Source organism: Streptomyces sp. NPDC001443 (genome assembly GCF_053597355.1).
Genome location: NZ_JBSFIA010000051.1, coordinates 1 through 14,042 on the forward strand (window position 1 = coordinate 1; position 14,042 = coordinate 14,042).

The following is a 14,042-nucleotide window of genomic DNA, read 5'->3' on the forward strand; positions in this document are numbered from 1 at the left end:
ACGCAGGCATCGACACAGCGGCGGATGGCTGACGCACGCTCCGCCTCCACCGGGGCACCCCAACAGCTTGACCAAAGAGATAGGGGCACCCCCCCACTCGCAGAACCACCGAGGGGCGGGGCCCGGCCCGGGGCGTGCTGCACGCGCCGGACTGCGAATAGGCTCCGCAGGGCGCGCCGCTGCTCAATGTGGAGCACGCGTTGAACGGGGCGGAGAACCCGGGGACGCGGCTGTGCACGCTGTGCGGGTGCGTACGCTCAGGAGGTGACGCCGATGCGGAGCGGGTTCGGCCACATCACCGACTCCTGACCTGCCGTAGTCGGGCCTGTGGTCAGGGTGTGTCGCCGGAGTAGTAAAAGCGGCAGCTCACACCCGGGCCGGGCGTGCGGGGTTCGCCGGGGCGCGGGTCGTACAGGGCGCGGCCGCCGGGCCACCGTCCGAGTTCGGTGGACAGGGCGACACCGTCGTCGACTTCCTCGGTCCGCCAGCCGTGGATGTCCAGCAGCAGGCCGTCCAGCGGCCCGCCGACCAGTTCGGCGTAAGTCCGGTGTGGGAGCGGGCCGGGGTGGGGGTCGTCGTGTTCCGCGCCGTAGACCCGGCCGTTCAGCAGCTGCTCATCGCCGTTCATCTGATCAGCGTTGCAGCCGCCACCGACAACGCGGGCTTGCCCAGGGCTGCCTTGGGCTTGTCGGCGTGGCCGGTGGCCGCGGTTTGCCCGGGTCGGGTGCGGAAGCGGGAGAGCCAGCCGCCGGCCTTCTGCGCGGCGGCCTGTTCTTCTGCCTCCTGGCGCAGGCGCTCCTGCTCCTGGCGCTCGTGTTCGTCGGCTTCGGCCTGCTGCTCGGCTGCGACGGCCCGGTCCTGGCAGTCCTCGCACAGGTGCGGGTGTGACTGGCGCTTGCTCCAGTCCCGGGTGTAGCCGATCGCCTCCCACCGGTCGTCGGTGAACTTCTGCCCGCACTCCTCGCAGACCCGCCGCCGCGCCTCCCGCTGTGCGGCTTCCCGCTCTGCACGGCGCCGCTGTTCTTCCCTGGCGGCCTGGCGGCGGCGGGCGAGGTAGGCGTCCCGGCGGGCATTGCCGATCGCGTCCAGCAGCGGCTGGCGGTGGTCGCGGCCGAAGCGCCAGAAGGCGGGCCCGGCCGGGCCGTGTGCGCGCAGCTCCTGAAGCGTGGTCGCCACGATCGGGATGCAGTGGTCGTAGGAGTGGTAGCCGCCCTCGGGATGCCACCGCCCTTGCCAGTGGTAGCGGGTGAGGTCGGCGACCTTGGCCATCTGTTTTCTGGCGGAGCGCTGGCCGACACGACCTGGTGGAAGACGAGCAGGACCGGCGGGTGCACCCGCTCGTACTCATCGGAGGGGGGTGCGGACCAGCGGGTGCGCCACATCGGCTTCTCGAGGCCGTCGGTGTCCTTCTCCTGCCGCTTAAAGAACCGGGCGTACTTGTCGAACTTCTGCGCGATGAGGGCGGCTTCCTCGGTGCAGTTGTCGACCTCGATGAACAGCAGCGGCACCCCGGCCTCCGGGGGCGGTCAGGACGACCCGCGGCCGGGAAGCGAACTGGCAAGAAGGCCGCGAAGGCGGCGGCCGCACCGTCAGCATCGCCGACGCTTGTCGACCTCGTGCGTGAACACCTGGCGGGCCAGAACGAACCCCGCTCCGCTGCCGAAACCGCCACCGCGCTGGGTCCGCAACACCCCAAGCGCACCATCAAGACCACCGTCGTGCGCACCACGCTCGAAGGACTCGTGGCCAAGAGCCAGGCCCAGCGCACCAAACAGGGCTCCTCTGTTTTCTACACGGCGGCCGACGCGACGCAGCCAACACCCGCCGCGACCGAAAGCCAGCCCGAACCGGCCAATCCCTGACCCGGCCCATCAATGCCTATCCGCTGCCCGGCCCCTTTGATGCAAGGGGCGCCTGAACGGAAGGCAAGGGAAGCCGACGAAACGCGGTGCGCGGGTGTGCCGGAATACGAAGATCAAATCCCCTGTGAGGCCGACACGATGTCTGCGCCTACGCTTCGGACGGGTCTATCCGGAGTGCGCCCGGCCGGAAGTTCTGTGCCTGCCGCATCCTGCCCACTGAACCCTTCGCACGGATGCAGGCAGCGGAAGCACCGCAGAGGCTGGCCGTTCGGCTCCTGTCCCAGGCTGTGCGCGAGCTCCTGCACATCGAATTCGATCTTCGTGAATCGGGCCAGGGGGTCTCTCGGCCGAGACACCATGCTTACTTCGTGGATCTGTCCCTCGACAATGACTGGGCGGGGGTAGGCAAGAACGCTTTGGCCGTCCGTATGAGGACAGCTGCGGCGCCCGCATGCGTTGCAGGTGCCTTCCGGGGTGCGGCGGACAATGAGTGGGTACCGGGTGTCGAGCAGGTGCTCACATTCATCGAGGTCCTTCCCGCACAGGGAGCACAGCCGTATCGCGGTGAAGCCGATGGACAGGCCCGATCTGCGGTGCATCAAAGACAGGGGGCAGGTGTCCCAGTAGCTGTCCTCGCTGTACTCGATGTCGCAGCCAAAGATGCCTCCGACCAATGCGGCGACGTGATGTGCATGCTGATGCGCCAGCTCGGCGAGGTCGGTGTCCTCCAGAAAGTTGAAGGCATCGACGGCCCGGGCCAGCGATGTCCGCGCCCAGTCCTCAAGTTCGGGCCACAGTTGGGAGGACGCCTGCGTAAGGGGCTGCATCTGCAGGGCCCGTGCCATCCCCTGATACCGGCGGTGCTCGGTTCCGGCGGCCCGCAGTGACACCGGCCCCGCGAGGGTGACCTGGGGGCGCGTGAGCCGGTTGATGCCTCGCCGCAGCCGGCGCTCGGCCTGAGACCACACTCGTGTGAGGTACAGCTGCTGCGCCTTCATGGTGCGAAGTCCGCGCCGGTCAATGGCTTCGGTGGTGGCCTCCCACGACGGGAGCTGCGACAGGGACAGGCCCCAGGTCTGGGACATGCTGCGACAGCACTGCCCGTACAGGCGCATGGACTGCCTCAGACTCGCGACTCCTTCCTGTCGCATCATCGCCTGGCGGCCTGGCCCCCCGGCGGGTGGCAGGGGCACGCCAGTGCGGATGAGACGTCCGGCGAATCTCATGCGGGAGGGTCCGCCTCCCCGGTGGCATCCGGAGCCGCAGGAGGCAGTGCCGTGGGGCCGAGAGCGGACAGGGCGTTGCGGAGAAGGCCTTCGATGTCGGCGGCCCGGCCGCTGACCTCCAGACCGCGGATGACGATCTCATCCCCGTTCCGTGTCACCTCAGCGGCCTTGACCGTCACGGGGGCGGAGTCGACCTGCTGCGGTGTGCATCCGCCGCCGAGGGCAGAGCGGGCCCGGTGCCACACGAGCCGGGCGATGCTCTTGACGACCTCAGTGCTGAGGTCGCCCGCGACAGCCACGGCGATCACGGCCACCACATCGATGGCCCCGTACTCGCTGAGATAGCGCCTGTCTTCCCGCGGCAGGGCGAAGTCGACGTCCAGGCCCTGATGCCTCATCGTCTTGACCAGGCCAGCCACGTCGTCCCGGTAGATGCCGACGCCACCGAGGGTCGTGTCCGGGAGCAGGAACAGGCGGCTGCCCGCGGGGGCGGCCAGCACCTGGCCGGGCAGGTCCGGGACATCCCAGGATGTCATCGCGTTCTCGGGCGCGGAGGTATCAGCCATCGGCCGTTCAAACTCCCGTCGTTGCCAGCCGGTTTTGCCACGAGGGTAGCGACCGGTGCGGGCTGGTGAATGCGGTTGACTTCCTGGCCGCCCGCAAAGAGCGGAATGGACCATTCGGGCGCGGTACGACCCCCCGCCGCCGGCGGTTGGCGTCGTGCCCGGCTTGGGCCTGGTCCTTCGTGAGGCCCCCGGCGCTGACCACGTCGGCATCGAGGGCCGCCATGAATACCCCGCCTTCGTCGCGATGCGCACCCGCCGGGTGTGCGGTGAGGGTGGATGCGAGCAAGGTCGGAGCGCGGCCGTGGGCGGTGTCGATCCACCGTGAGCCGGAGGCGGCCGCGCGGCCGCCCGGGGGTCAGGTCTCGTCTGACGCGTAGAACTGCTGGAGGTCGAGAACAGCCCGTCGAATCGCCCTGTGGTCCTGCATAGGTACGTCGACGTCGACGTACCCCTCATCCCCTTCGTCACTGATCGGCAGGGCACCGAGCGGCGCGCTCTGGGTGTGGATCAGGTCGACGTAGGCTCCGTAGTCAATCCCCCAGATGTCGAACCGCTCGCCGGGTTGGTCCTGCGCGGAGTAGCCGTGCCGGATGATGTGGAGTACGCGGGCATCGAACAGCGCGAGCAGAAGTTCATCACGGGCATCGGCGTTGTTCACGAGGAACGCCCGGGCGCGTTTCCTTCGGATGACCTCAGTGATGATCCATTCGAGCAGTCGGCGCGCCTGAGTAAGGCTCGCGATGCTGTTCATCTTGTCGCCGTGGTACCAGTCGCGTGCAGCATCACGGATGAGCGGTACGGAGATCTCTGCCGGGCCCGCCTTCATCGCGGCCTTGGCGGCGATGTACAAGGCGTCCCTGGGAACCCCTTCGGAGGCACGCACCAGCTCGTCGAACGCGCGCTTGTCGGTGAACGCGGCAGAGACCATGTTCCCCGAGATGCGTGCCAGAGGTGGGTTGGGCTTCTCCGAAGCCACGCTCTTGAGATGCTTGGCGAACAGGCCTTGGAAGAACGAGCGTGCGCGTTCCTCGTTGCCCTCGTAGACCAGGAAGTCATCCAGGTTGACGTGAGCACCCATGTCTGCGCCGAGTTCGATCCCGATGGTTTGGCCATCGACCTGGGCACGGAAGTTGGACTGCTGCTCGATGGCGGCGATCTTGACCGTGAACTTCTGAACCGGCAGTACGCAGCGGGTGAGGAAGTGCGCCAGGTAGGGCTGAAGATCCCGGGGAACGCTGCTCCACTCGTCGAGCAGCAGCCACACCCGCCTGCTGCTCAGTGTCTTGCCCAGGTCACGCAGCGCCTTTGCCACGTCGCTGAAGTTGAGGCTGATCTGCTCGGTACCCTTGCGGGTCTCTCGCTGAAGGTCACGGTCTTCTGACGACGTTTCCGAGTTCCACTTGCCGGTGAACTTGGGGCCACCCCCCGCCAGCGATACCTCGGCAGCAGCACCATCCTTGCCGCCCGCCTTGCTCTCGGCCTCGTCGGTGCGCTCCACTTCGCCCAGGACGCGGACGGAGGTGATGGCCGTGAGGAGCTGGTCGGCCTTCTCCACGAAGTTGCCGTCGTCGATCAGCTCGCTGTCCTCGATGACCGCGTTGATCAGCGATTCGTGCAACTGCCCAAGGAGGTCGACGAGTAGACGAGCGGCACGTTCGGTGATCGCAGCGGACTGCGGATCGAGCAGGCCGTTTGCCGAGCCGATCGTGCGCAGGTCGATGAAAAGGGCGAGGTCACCGTTCGCGGACGCCTCGGATCCCAAGTAACTAAGGGCGTGTGTCTTCCCTGTGCCACGACGGCCGTAGATCACCTGATGGTCAACGATGTTGATCACGTCGAGCACGCCCGAGTCGACGAAGGTCTCGTGGAGCTGCGGACCTTCCTGCTTCTCGGCACGTTTCGGTATCTGGTTGAAGGCGCGGTTCAGTGGCGACAGAGCTGACATGGGGGAAGGTTAGACGTAATCAACGCGTTCCAGCCACATCCGTTAGGGATGCCCAGCCGCCCGAATTCCGCACGCGGGCAGCGGCTCTTCGACCTCTCCGGTGGTCTTGTTCAGGAAGGTCACGTGCTGGGCGGCGAGGTCCAGGGTGGCCGTCCAGATGCCCTCGTCCGTCTCGAACTCGATCCGGATGGCCTCGCACTGCTCGGTGATCACAGGGCTGAGGCCCACGCTGGTGGCCCCCAGGGCCGCGAAGGCCGCCTCGGAGATCGTGCTGCCGCCGGACCCGATACCGGCTCGCAGGTGGCGCACCGGCCCCTTGAGGTCGAGCCCATCCCACTCCCCCTCGATCAGGAACTCTTCCCTCAAGAAGGCGAATTTGCCCGCCATGGCGTCCCTATCGCTCAGGCGCGATCCCTGTGCGGGATGCGTCGAACCGCCTCAACGACCGGCGCAGGGGAACAGGTGCTGCGCAGGTGGTGTGTTCCATCCAATGAGCGATGCCTGCGGCGGCCGGTTGAGTCGTCCGGTTGACTGTCGTCACCTGGTTCGTTCGTGGACGCGTGGCCGAAGCACGGCGGACCTCCGGCCCCGAGATCGCCGGGGTGTGGCGGGTCCACCGGGTGGGCTCGCCGCCGGCCTAATGGTGGGTGCCACCACATGATGAATAGGGTTACGGCGCCGTTGCCCAGCTGAAGGAGCTGACCGCACGCGGCCAAGGTGGCGCCAGGAAGGGCGTGCCACGGTGTCGACCGATCCGGGTGACGCCCTCCGGTGTCGTGGCGGGCCTTCCGCAGCATGCGAAACGCTGCGTCTCCGGGAGCTGGGCGGCGGCGAGCAGGCTCCGAGCCGATGCGATAATTCGGTGCCGGAATGGGACCGTTGGCAGATTATTAAGGGATGAACAACTCTTTGTTCGCCGCGTCGGCGGCGGACCTGACGATCGAGCGCATCCGTGCCCTCGCCGCGCGTCCGGACCAGGTCGAAAGCCTGACATTGGAGTTCAAGCGCGAGTACTCCAAGAGCCTGGTGACGACCATCGCGGCGATGGCTAACACTTATGGTGGCATGATCCTGGTGGGCATCAGCGACAAAGCGGAGCCGGGCACCGAGCGTGTCGTCGGTGTCGACGCCCAGGAGACGATCGACAAGATCGCCAGCGGGTGCCGCGAGAAGTTCGACCCGCCCTGGGAGCCCACCTTCATCCCCGTTCCGTTCGCTGACGGAACCGGGCGCAGCGTGGTGGTAGTCCGGGTGGACGCCAACGTCGCGCCCCGGCCCCTGCTGATAGAGCTGAAAGCGCCGATCCGGCTGAGCGGGCAGAATTCCACCGCCGACCGCGACCGGCTTCTCCAGCTCGCCCGTGAGGAACCGGCCGCGAGGGTGCTGCCCATGGGGCAGAACGTCATGTCCCCGAACCTGGAAAGGGATCAGGAGGGCAAGTGCACTGCGGACTTCATCCTGCGCACCGGCTTTAACGTCCTGATGGGAGAGGCTGGCGCCTGGCGCCCATTGTCGGAGAGAACTGTCGCCGCTCTCGCCCGTGCGCTGAACAACTCGGCCTTCCCCGCCGCCCTGCATACCCTCGGGCACCAGTCGTTCTCCTCATCCACGAGCTTTCAGCAGCACGGTTACAACAGGTCCCGCACCGCCCGGCTGGTGTACAGGGCCCTCAGTGACAGCCCGGTGCCGCACCCTGTGGAGGCCGTCGTCACGGTCGTCCTGCCCGAGGTCTACGGCACTTCCACGGCGGCGCTGGCGACGGTCACCATCGACGTCATCTCCCGGATCCGGCGGTACGCCGACGCCTTCGACAAGGTGGGGGTGCCAGGTGAGGAGTACCGCTACCCAGTACCAAACCTCCTGGACCTGCTCGAAGGGATCCTGAAGACCACCGTCGACCCCAAGGTCGTCGCGGAGATCGCCCGCATCACCGACATCGACCCCGCCCTTGTGGCGCAGCCGCGCGAGCTCCACCTCGTCGCGGACCGTCAGGTCAAGGAACTCCTTCGCACCGAGATCCTTCAGGAGATCCCGGAAGCCGGTGCGTCGGCCGGCGGTGTCTTCCGTACCAACCCCGCCCTGGACCTGCATGACATCGCCGACCGCCAGGAGCAGGTGGACGACTGGCTCCGCCAGCTCGGCCTCGACGCTGGCCTGACCGGCATGGAGGCCCTAGTCGAGAGCTACCGGGCCTCGACCCGGCCTAGGAGGTAACACATACGATGCGAAGCGCCTGGTCCCCGGCAGCTCCAATGCCGGGGACCAGGCCTTTGTACGAGTACTGCTGACCCCGGTCGGGAAGTCGACACACTGGGTTCATGACCGAAATGAGCCCAGGGCAGGCACGCGAGTTCTGGAAGGCGTTGGTGGACAACGCCTCCTCCCTGATCACCGACGCTCGCACCCTGCTGAACGCCGGGTCCTACGGGCGGGCTTACTCCCTGACCGTCCTTGCGCAGGAGGAGCTCGGAAAGGCCCTGTGGATCTACAACGTCTTCCAGGAGGACTGGAGCTCCGGTGCTGATCAGCCCCGGACGGTGGACGCCTTGACTCAGCACGGGAGGAGCCACACCAAGAAGTACCTGGAGGCGGTGGTCTTCGGTGACGACCTCGCTGAGTTCTGGGGCGACTACAGCGCCGTCCGCGCCACGGGACCGAGCTACGAGGAATGGGAGAAGGCCTACCAGGCACGGCAGCAGGAAGCGGAAGCCGCTGCCCGGACCGCCAACCTGGCAAAGCAGCGCGGGTTCTACGTCGACCGCGACGAGGACGACAGCATCCTGTCCCCCACGGCCATTCCCGCCGGAACGACCGAAACCGACCTACAGACCGCCGCCCGAGTGATCGAGATGCTCCTCATCAACGATCACGTCCGGATGAAGTCGGCCGCCACACCATACGACAGCACCCATGAGCAGCAATTCCGGCTGTTGTCAGTGGCACACCCTGAGGACTGGGCCGCGGCCACAGGATCGGCTGACCCAGAGGGTGAACAGGACAGCTGGTAGCCGACAAGGATTCGGAGGCCAGTCTCCTTACGCAAAGCGCCTGGTTCCTGGCAGCTCCAATGCCGGGAACCAGGCGTTCCGTGCAGGCCGGTCTACACCTCGATGTCGAGCCGGTCCACGTCGGTGAACTCCACGCCCAGCCCGTACGCGCGGCTGTTGTTGGCTCGGAAGTACATCTGGGCGAGGCCGTCGGCCGCGATCTGCTGGAACTGCTGCTCGGTGGCGCCCTGCTCGCGGGCGGTGAAGAGCCGGTCTGCGTACTCGGGTGGCAGGGCCTGGGTGATGTCGCGGATCCGGGCATCATCGGTGGTGCCTGCGGCGGCGGTGAAGCCGAAGCGGGCGCGGGTGGAGACCACCAGGCCATCCGTGGTCGCCGCCTTCCTGGACGCGGGACAGATCGACGTAGGAGAGGTCCACCAGCCAAGAGCCAGGCAGCGCCGGATCGAACTGCGGGTTCCGGTCAGGCGGGTGGGGCCGTTCAGGCCGACGGTGAGGCCGTTCGCGGCGGCGGCGAAGCTCATGTTGAGGTCGACGACGACCAGGTAGGGGTTGGCGCACTCCCCATCGGTCAGCGGCCGGCACCAGTCGTAGGGCTCCTCCATCAGCATCTCGGCCGGGGTGCGCAGGTGGTGCCGAGCGAACTTGCCGTTGAGAACCGGGTGTTCGCCGGGGACCTCGCACTCCACGACGTCGTATACGTCGGTGAGCGCGTCGTCGTTGAAGGCCCGCTTGAACTCGGCCGGTGTTCGGGTTCTTCTCGGCGCGGGTCGGCGGGCGCAGCGCGGTCATCAGCTCCAGGCCGGTCGTGGCGGTGCTGCCGCGCGGTGTCGTCACCTGGGCCGCGTATACAGACCGAGGTAGCATGCGAGGCCGACCGGGTGCAGCGTCGGCAGCTGCGGGTCGGGCGCGGAACGGGCCGTTCGGGCGGCCCCTTGAACGCCGGCGGCAGCACGACGATGGTCCGGCGCGTGCTCCGCGACCGGCATGGCCGCGCCGCCGCCGCATACACCGCGCAGTGACCGGGACGGGCGCGGTCGGCAGGCAGCCGAGGGGAGCGTCACGAGCAGGGCAGTGGTCTGCACTGACACCGGCAGCCGGCCTGCGCCACTATCGGCAGTCCGGGCGAACCGGGCGGTGTGCGGCGGAAGTTGGCCGAATTCGGCGGGCCGCGCGCACGGGCACGCTTGACTGGAGCACATGATCGACACGCACCACCCTCCGGCGCCCGGCGGCCCCGGCTTACCCCCATCGCCACGGCAGATCGCTGGAGCCCGCAGCGGTGCGCAGGCCGCAGGGGAGGCCGGTCCTCGGGCATCTGGTCCGGCAGATGGCGGATGCGGCCGACTGCCGGCTGCGGCGGTCCGCGAGCCGGTTCGCACATCCGGGCACCCCGCCAGGCTGTCAAGCGGGATACCGGCAGATGCTGAGGCGACCGCGGAGTTACCGGTCGGGATCGGCGAGCGGTTGGAGGCCCGGTTCGTCGACCAGGCGGGAAACGAACAGCGGATGCTGTGGCCGGACGCCGCACGTGGTGTCTGCTTGGAGGAGTGCGGCACGGTGCGGCGGTTCCCGGTGCGGCACGGCAAGCGGATGGCCCCGGGGTGGTGGTGGTCGGCTACCGACGGATGGCTGGTGCACTACGCGTCCGGGGTCATGCGGACCCAGGTGATGCTGCTGGACTGGGATCCTTCGGTCGTAGCCATAGCGTGCCGCCCGGTGGAACTGACCTGGCGTGACCGTGAGGGGGCCCGGGTGCGGCATGCACCGCATCTGATGGCCCGTCTCACGGACGGCAGGGGTCTACTGGCGGACTGCGCCGGGCACGGGGACATCTCGCCGCGCCTGGCCGCCCGGGCGGCGGTGATGGAGGCCGCGGCCGCGGCGGTGGGCTGGCAGTACCAGGTCCTGCGGCCCCCGGATCCGGTTCTGGCGGCCAATCTGCGCTGGCTGGCCGGGTACCGGCACCCCCGCTACAGGGGCGGAGAATTGGCCAGGCGCGCGGCCGAGGTCTTCCGGCGGCCGCTACCGCTGATCGAGGGTGTGCGTGAACTCGGCGATCCGGTCCAGGTCTTCCCGGTGGTCTTCCATGCGCTGTGGCACGGGGAGTTGTCGGCTCCCCTGGAGGAGCCCCTGCACGAGCGGGTGACCGTGACGGCAGGCAGCCCCGGCCGGGAGCAGGGGTGAGCGCCGTGGTGCTGGAGCCCGGAACACACGTGCGGTTCGCGAAGCGGACGTGGACGGTCGTCATGCTGGAAGGACCGTGCGTCAAGCTGATCGACGCGGACAACTCCGTCGCCACGGTCCTTGCGAACTTCCTGCTCGCCGACCCCGACTTCGAGGTGGTGGGCGCACCGCGGCGCCACGTACCGCCGTTCGGGCTCCTGGAGGAACTCCCGGAGCAGGTGCGCGAGCGCGCCTATGCCTGGGAGCGGCACGTGCGCGAGGTCGAGACCGGGTGCCCCGTCCCGGGACAGGACCAGGTGCCGCGCCCCGAGTTCGATCCGGCCCGGCGCACCATAGCGGAGCGGGAGGAGGCCAAGGCCGCCGAACTGACGGCGGCCGGGCAGCCGGCCAGTGCGGTGACGGTGCGGCGAATGCGCGCCCGCTACCGGGAGCACGGCCTGTGGGGGCTGGTGGACGGCCGGGCCGCCCGCCCGCGGTCGCCAGTAGGACGCGCCGATGAGCGAGTGGTCGCCGCGATCGAGCAGGCACTCCAGGCACAGAAGGAACGGTCGACCGGGACGCTGAGCCGGCTGCGGAGCACCGTCGGCTGGATCCTGGAGGACGCCCACGGCGCGGGGACGGTGAAAGTGCCGCCGGCCTCGACGTTCAACCGGCTGGTGCACGCCCTCGCGGACCGCCAGGGCCTGCTGGGAACCGCGGCGCAACGGCGAAGGCATTCCTCGCGGCCGGCTCCCCCGTTCACCCCGACGGTGGCGCTGCGGCCCGGCGAGCTGGTGATGCTCGACAGCACCCCGCTGGACGTGATGGTGGTCCTGGCCGACGGGGTCACGGGCAAGGCCGAGCTGACGATCGCCCTGGACGTGGCAACACGCAGCATCTGCGCGACCGTGCTGCGGCCAATGGGCACCGGATCGGTGGACGCGGCGATCCTGCTGGCGCAGATGGCGACACCCATGCGGATGCGCCCGGGATGGGAAGAGGCGCTGGCGCTGTCGCGCTCGGTCATCCCCTACGAACGCCTGGTGTCATTGGACGCGCGGCTGGAGGGGGCGGCAGCCCGTCCGGTGATCATGCCGGAGACGGTGGTCGTCGACCAGGGTTCGGTGTTCATCTCCGCCTCGTTCACGGCGGCGTGTCAGAGCCTGGGGGTGTCGGTGCAGCCGGCGCCGCCGGCCAATGGCCCGGCCAAGGGGAACGTCGAGAGGATGTTCCGCACCATCGGCGCCCGGTTCTCGCAGTACGTGGCTGGCTACACCGGCTCGAACGTCACCGAGCGCGGCAAGGCCGTCGAGGACGAGGCGTGCTGGACCCTTCCCCAGTTGCAGGACCTGCTGGACGAGTGGCTGGTCACCGACTGGCAGCACCGCCAACACGCCTCACTGCGCCATCCGCTGGCGCCCAAGCTCCCGGTGTCACCGAACGAGATGTGGGCCGCGCTGGTCGGCGTGACCGGCTATGTCCCGGTGCTGCTGAGCGCGGAGAACTACATCGAGCTCATGCCGGTCAAGCGGCTGGGCATCAACGATTACGGCATCCGCTTCGACTACCGCACCTACGACCACAAGGTCCTCAACCCGCACCGCGGGTTCAAGTCGACAGCCTGGGACGGGATGTGGGAGATCCACCACAACCCCTACGACCCCCATCAGATCTGGGTACGGCTGCCCGACGGCTGGCAGGAGATCCCGTGGATCCACCGGGAGCGTGTCAGCCTTCCCTTCACCGACTTCACCTGGCGGCACATCCGCGCAACCGTCGAGCGCCGCAGCGACCGCGACGAGCACGAGCAGCATCTCGCCCAGGCCCTGGACCGCCTCCTGCGGCGGGCCGGCAACGGGGAAGGCACCCGCCGCGAACGGACCGTCGCAGCACGCGCCGGCGCCGCAGCATCGCTGGCCGGGCCCACTCCGCATCAGCCCGATCCACCCGGCCTACTCACGGCCCCGACCCTGTCCTACGGCCTGGTCGGCACCTTCACCCCACCTGGCCTCGACGAGCCCGACGGCGAGGAGGTGCCTGCGGGCGAGGAGTTCGAGGACGGCTGGGACGAGGACGACGACCCTTTCGGCTCACCGAATGATGCCGGCGGCGCTCCCGCCGGGCACGAACCACCACCCGGGCCGGCCGCGATCCCCCGCCCGTCCCGGATCTACGACGCCCTCCAGGAGGCAGCCCAGTGGTAACAGCAGTCGCCGAAGCCGGTCCCGTCCCGGACCAGGAGCAGCAGATGGCGGCGTATGCGCCGCCGACCACGCGGGAGGGCTGGCAGCAGTTCGTCGGCACTCCCCCGCTGCAGCCCCCGCCGGACACCAGCGAGGACTGGTCGCTGGAGGAACGCCTGGATTACCACTCCCGGTTCGTCGTCCTGACTACCCCAGCCATGGAGCGCATCTCGCTGTCGGTGCGGCGGCTGATGCTCCTCAACCGCCGCCAGCAGGGCACCGCCCGCCGCGGGCTGATCGTGTCCGGGCCGCCCACCACCGGCAAGACCACCACTCTGCTGGAAATGGGCCGCACCTTCGAGCTCGCCGAGCAGCGCCGCCACCCCGGGCGCACCGACCGGCTGCCCGTGGTGTTCCTGGCGGTGCCGCCCGCCTCCACCCCCAAGATGCTGGTCTCGGAGTTCGCCCGGTTCCTCGGCATCCCCATCGCGGTCCGGATGAACCAGGCGCAGATCACCGACGCCGTCTGCCACCTGCTGTGCCAGCTGGGCACCGCGCTGGTCCTCGTCGACGACGTCCACCTGCTCGACACCCGCACCCGCGCCGGCGCGGAGACGTCCGACCAGATGAAGCACCTCGGCGAGAGGATTCCCGCAACTTTTGTCTACGCCGGCGTCGACGTCGAGGCCTCCCCTCTGCTCAACGGGCCGCGCGGCGCGCAGCTCGCCGGTCGCTTCACCCTGGTCCGCAACACCGCCCTGTCCTGCGGCACCGTCGAACAGCGCGGGATCTGGCTGGACCTGGTCACCGCCATGGAAAACGCCCTGCGCCTGCGCCACCACACCCACGGCACCCTGGCCCGGCATGCCGACTACCTCCACCAGCGCACCGGCGGAGTCATGGGAAGCCTGTCCCACCTCATCCGTGAAGCCGCCCTCACCGCCCTCCTCGACGGCAGCGAAAAGATCACCAAACGGCTCCTGACCAGCATCCAGCTCGACATCCGCGCGGAACAGCAAGCCCGCCCGCCCCGAAAACGCCTCCCGCGCCCCCGCAACAACGGCACTGGATTCTGACGAGGCGGACCAG

Annotated in this window: 13 protein-coding genes; 6 read left to right on the plus strand and 7 right to left on the minus strand. The window is 68.7% G+C overall.

Features of this window, described 5'->3' with window-relative positions; genetic code table 11:
* Nucleotides 1-331: 331 nt before the first annotated feature.
* Nucleotides 332-628, minus strand: a complete 297-nt coding sequence (locus tag ACWC24_RS36680) for a hypothetical protein (protein ID WP_385656075.1) — start codon at nucleotides 626-628, stop codon at nucleotides 332-334.
* A complete protein-coding gene (locus ACWC24_RS36685) occupies nucleotides 625-1,269 on the minus strand; it encodes a hypothetical protein (RefSeq protein WP_450667245.1) in 645 nt (214 codons plus the stop codon). The genes ACWC24_RS36680 and ACWC24_RS36685 overlap by 4 nt, the downstream gene beginning before the upstream one ends.
* Nucleotides 1,270-1,304: 35 nt before the next feature.
* Here ACWC24_RS36685 and ACWC24_RS36690 point away from each other — a divergent pair, with 35 nt between their 5' ends.
* Nucleotides 1,305-1,862: a hypothetical protein gene (locus ACWC24_RS36690; RefSeq protein ID WP_450667246.1), complete on the plus strand. Its 558-nt coding sequence runs from the start codon at nucleotides 1,305-1,307 to the stop codon at nucleotides 1,860-1,862.
* Nucleotides 1,863-1,975: 113 nt separating this feature from the next.
* Here ACWC24_RS36690 and ACWC24_RS36695 read toward each other — a convergent pair whose 3' ends face one another.
* The 4 genes from ACWC24_RS36695 to ACWC24_RS36710 all read right to left on the minus strand — a co-directional run bounded on the left by ACWC24_RS36695 (nucleotide 1,976) and on the right by ACWC24_RS36710 (nucleotide 5,965).
* Nucleotides 1,976-2,947 (minus strand): hypothetical protein, encoded by a 972-nt coding sequence (locus tag ACWC24_RS36695; protein ID WP_450667247.1) that lies wholly within the window; start codon nucleotides 2,945-2,947, stop codon nucleotides 1,976-1,978.
* 137 nt (nucleotides 2,948-3,084) lie between these two features.
* A complete protein-coding gene (locus ACWC24_RS36700) occupies nucleotides 3,085-3,654 on the minus strand; it encodes a hypothetical protein (RefSeq protein ID WP_385656070.1) in 570 nt (189 codons plus the stop codon).
* A 355-nt stretch (nucleotides 3,655-4,009) separates the two neighbouring features.
* Nucleotides 4,010-5,599: a hypothetical protein gene (locus ACWC24_RS36705; RefSeq protein ID WP_385656068.1), complete on the minus strand. Its 1,590-nt coding sequence runs from the start codon at nucleotides 5,597-5,599 to the stop codon at nucleotides 4,010-4,012.
* Between the two features lie 42 nt (nucleotides 5,600-5,641).
* Nucleotides 5,642-5,965, minus strand: coding sequence for a hypothetical protein (locus ACWC24_RS36710; RefSeq protein ID WP_385656066.1), 324 nt, complete (start codon nucleotides 5,963-5,965; stop codon nucleotides 5,642-5,644).
* Nucleotides 5,966-6,508: 543 nt separating this feature from the next.
* On the opposite strand from ACWC24_RS36710, the gene ACWC24_RS36715 reads away from it, so the two are divergent.
* Both ACWC24_RS36715 and ACWC24_RS36720 read left to right on the plus strand, forming a co-directional pair.
* Nucleotides 6,509-7,813, plus strand: a complete 1,305-nt coding sequence (locus tag ACWC24_RS36715; protein WP_450667248.1) for an AlbA family DNA-binding domain-containing protein — start codon at nucleotides 6,509-6,511, stop codon at nucleotides 7,811-7,813.
* A 104-nt stretch (nucleotides 7,814-7,917) separates the two neighbouring features.
* Entirely contained in the window at nucleotides 7,918-8,607 is a 690-nt protein-coding gene (locus ACWC24_RS36720) for an AbiV family abortive infection protein (RefSeq protein WP_385656062.1), read from the plus strand.
* 92 nt (nucleotides 8,608-8,699) lie between these two features.
* On the opposite strand, the gene tpg is transcribed toward ACWC24_RS36720, so the two are convergent.
* Nucleotides 8,700-9,293 carry a telomere-protecting terminal protein Tpg gene (gene tpg, locus ACWC24_RS36725; RefSeq protein WP_385656060.1) on the minus strand — a complete coding sequence of 198 codons (594 nt, stop codon included), beginning with the start codon at nucleotides 9,291-9,293 and terminating at the stop codon, nucleotides 8,700-8,702.
* A gap of 871 nt (nucleotides 9,294-10,164) precedes the next feature.
* On the opposite strand from tpg, the gene ACWC24_RS36730 reads away from it, so the two are divergent.
* From ACWC24_RS36730 to ACWC24_RS36740, 3 genes are read left to right on the plus strand one after another with little or no spacing between them, the layout of a single operon-like run.
* Complete coding sequence (locus ACWC24_RS36730) at nucleotides 10,165-10,791, plus strand: TnsA-like heteromeric transposase endonuclease subunit (protein ID WP_450667249.1); 627 nt, start codon at nucleotides 10,165-10,167, stop codon at nucleotides 10,789-10,791.
* On the plus strand, nucleotides 10,788-12,974 hold the full coding sequence (locus ACWC24_RS36735; protein ID WP_450667250.1) for a transposase: 2,187 nt from the start codon (nucleotides 10,788-10,790) through the stop codon (nucleotides 12,972-12,974). The genes ACWC24_RS36730 and ACWC24_RS36735 overlap by 4 nt, the downstream gene beginning before the upstream one ends.
* A 44-nt stretch (nucleotides 12,975-13,018) precedes the next feature.
* The gene (locus ACWC24_RS36740; protein WP_385656115.1) at nucleotides 13,019-14,029 is read left to right on the plus strand and encodes a TniB family NTP-binding protein; all 1,011 of its coding nucleotides are present in this window, start codon (nucleotides 13,019-13,021) and stop codon (nucleotides 14,027-14,029) included.
* Nucleotides 14,030-14,042: the final 13 nt, after the last annotated feature.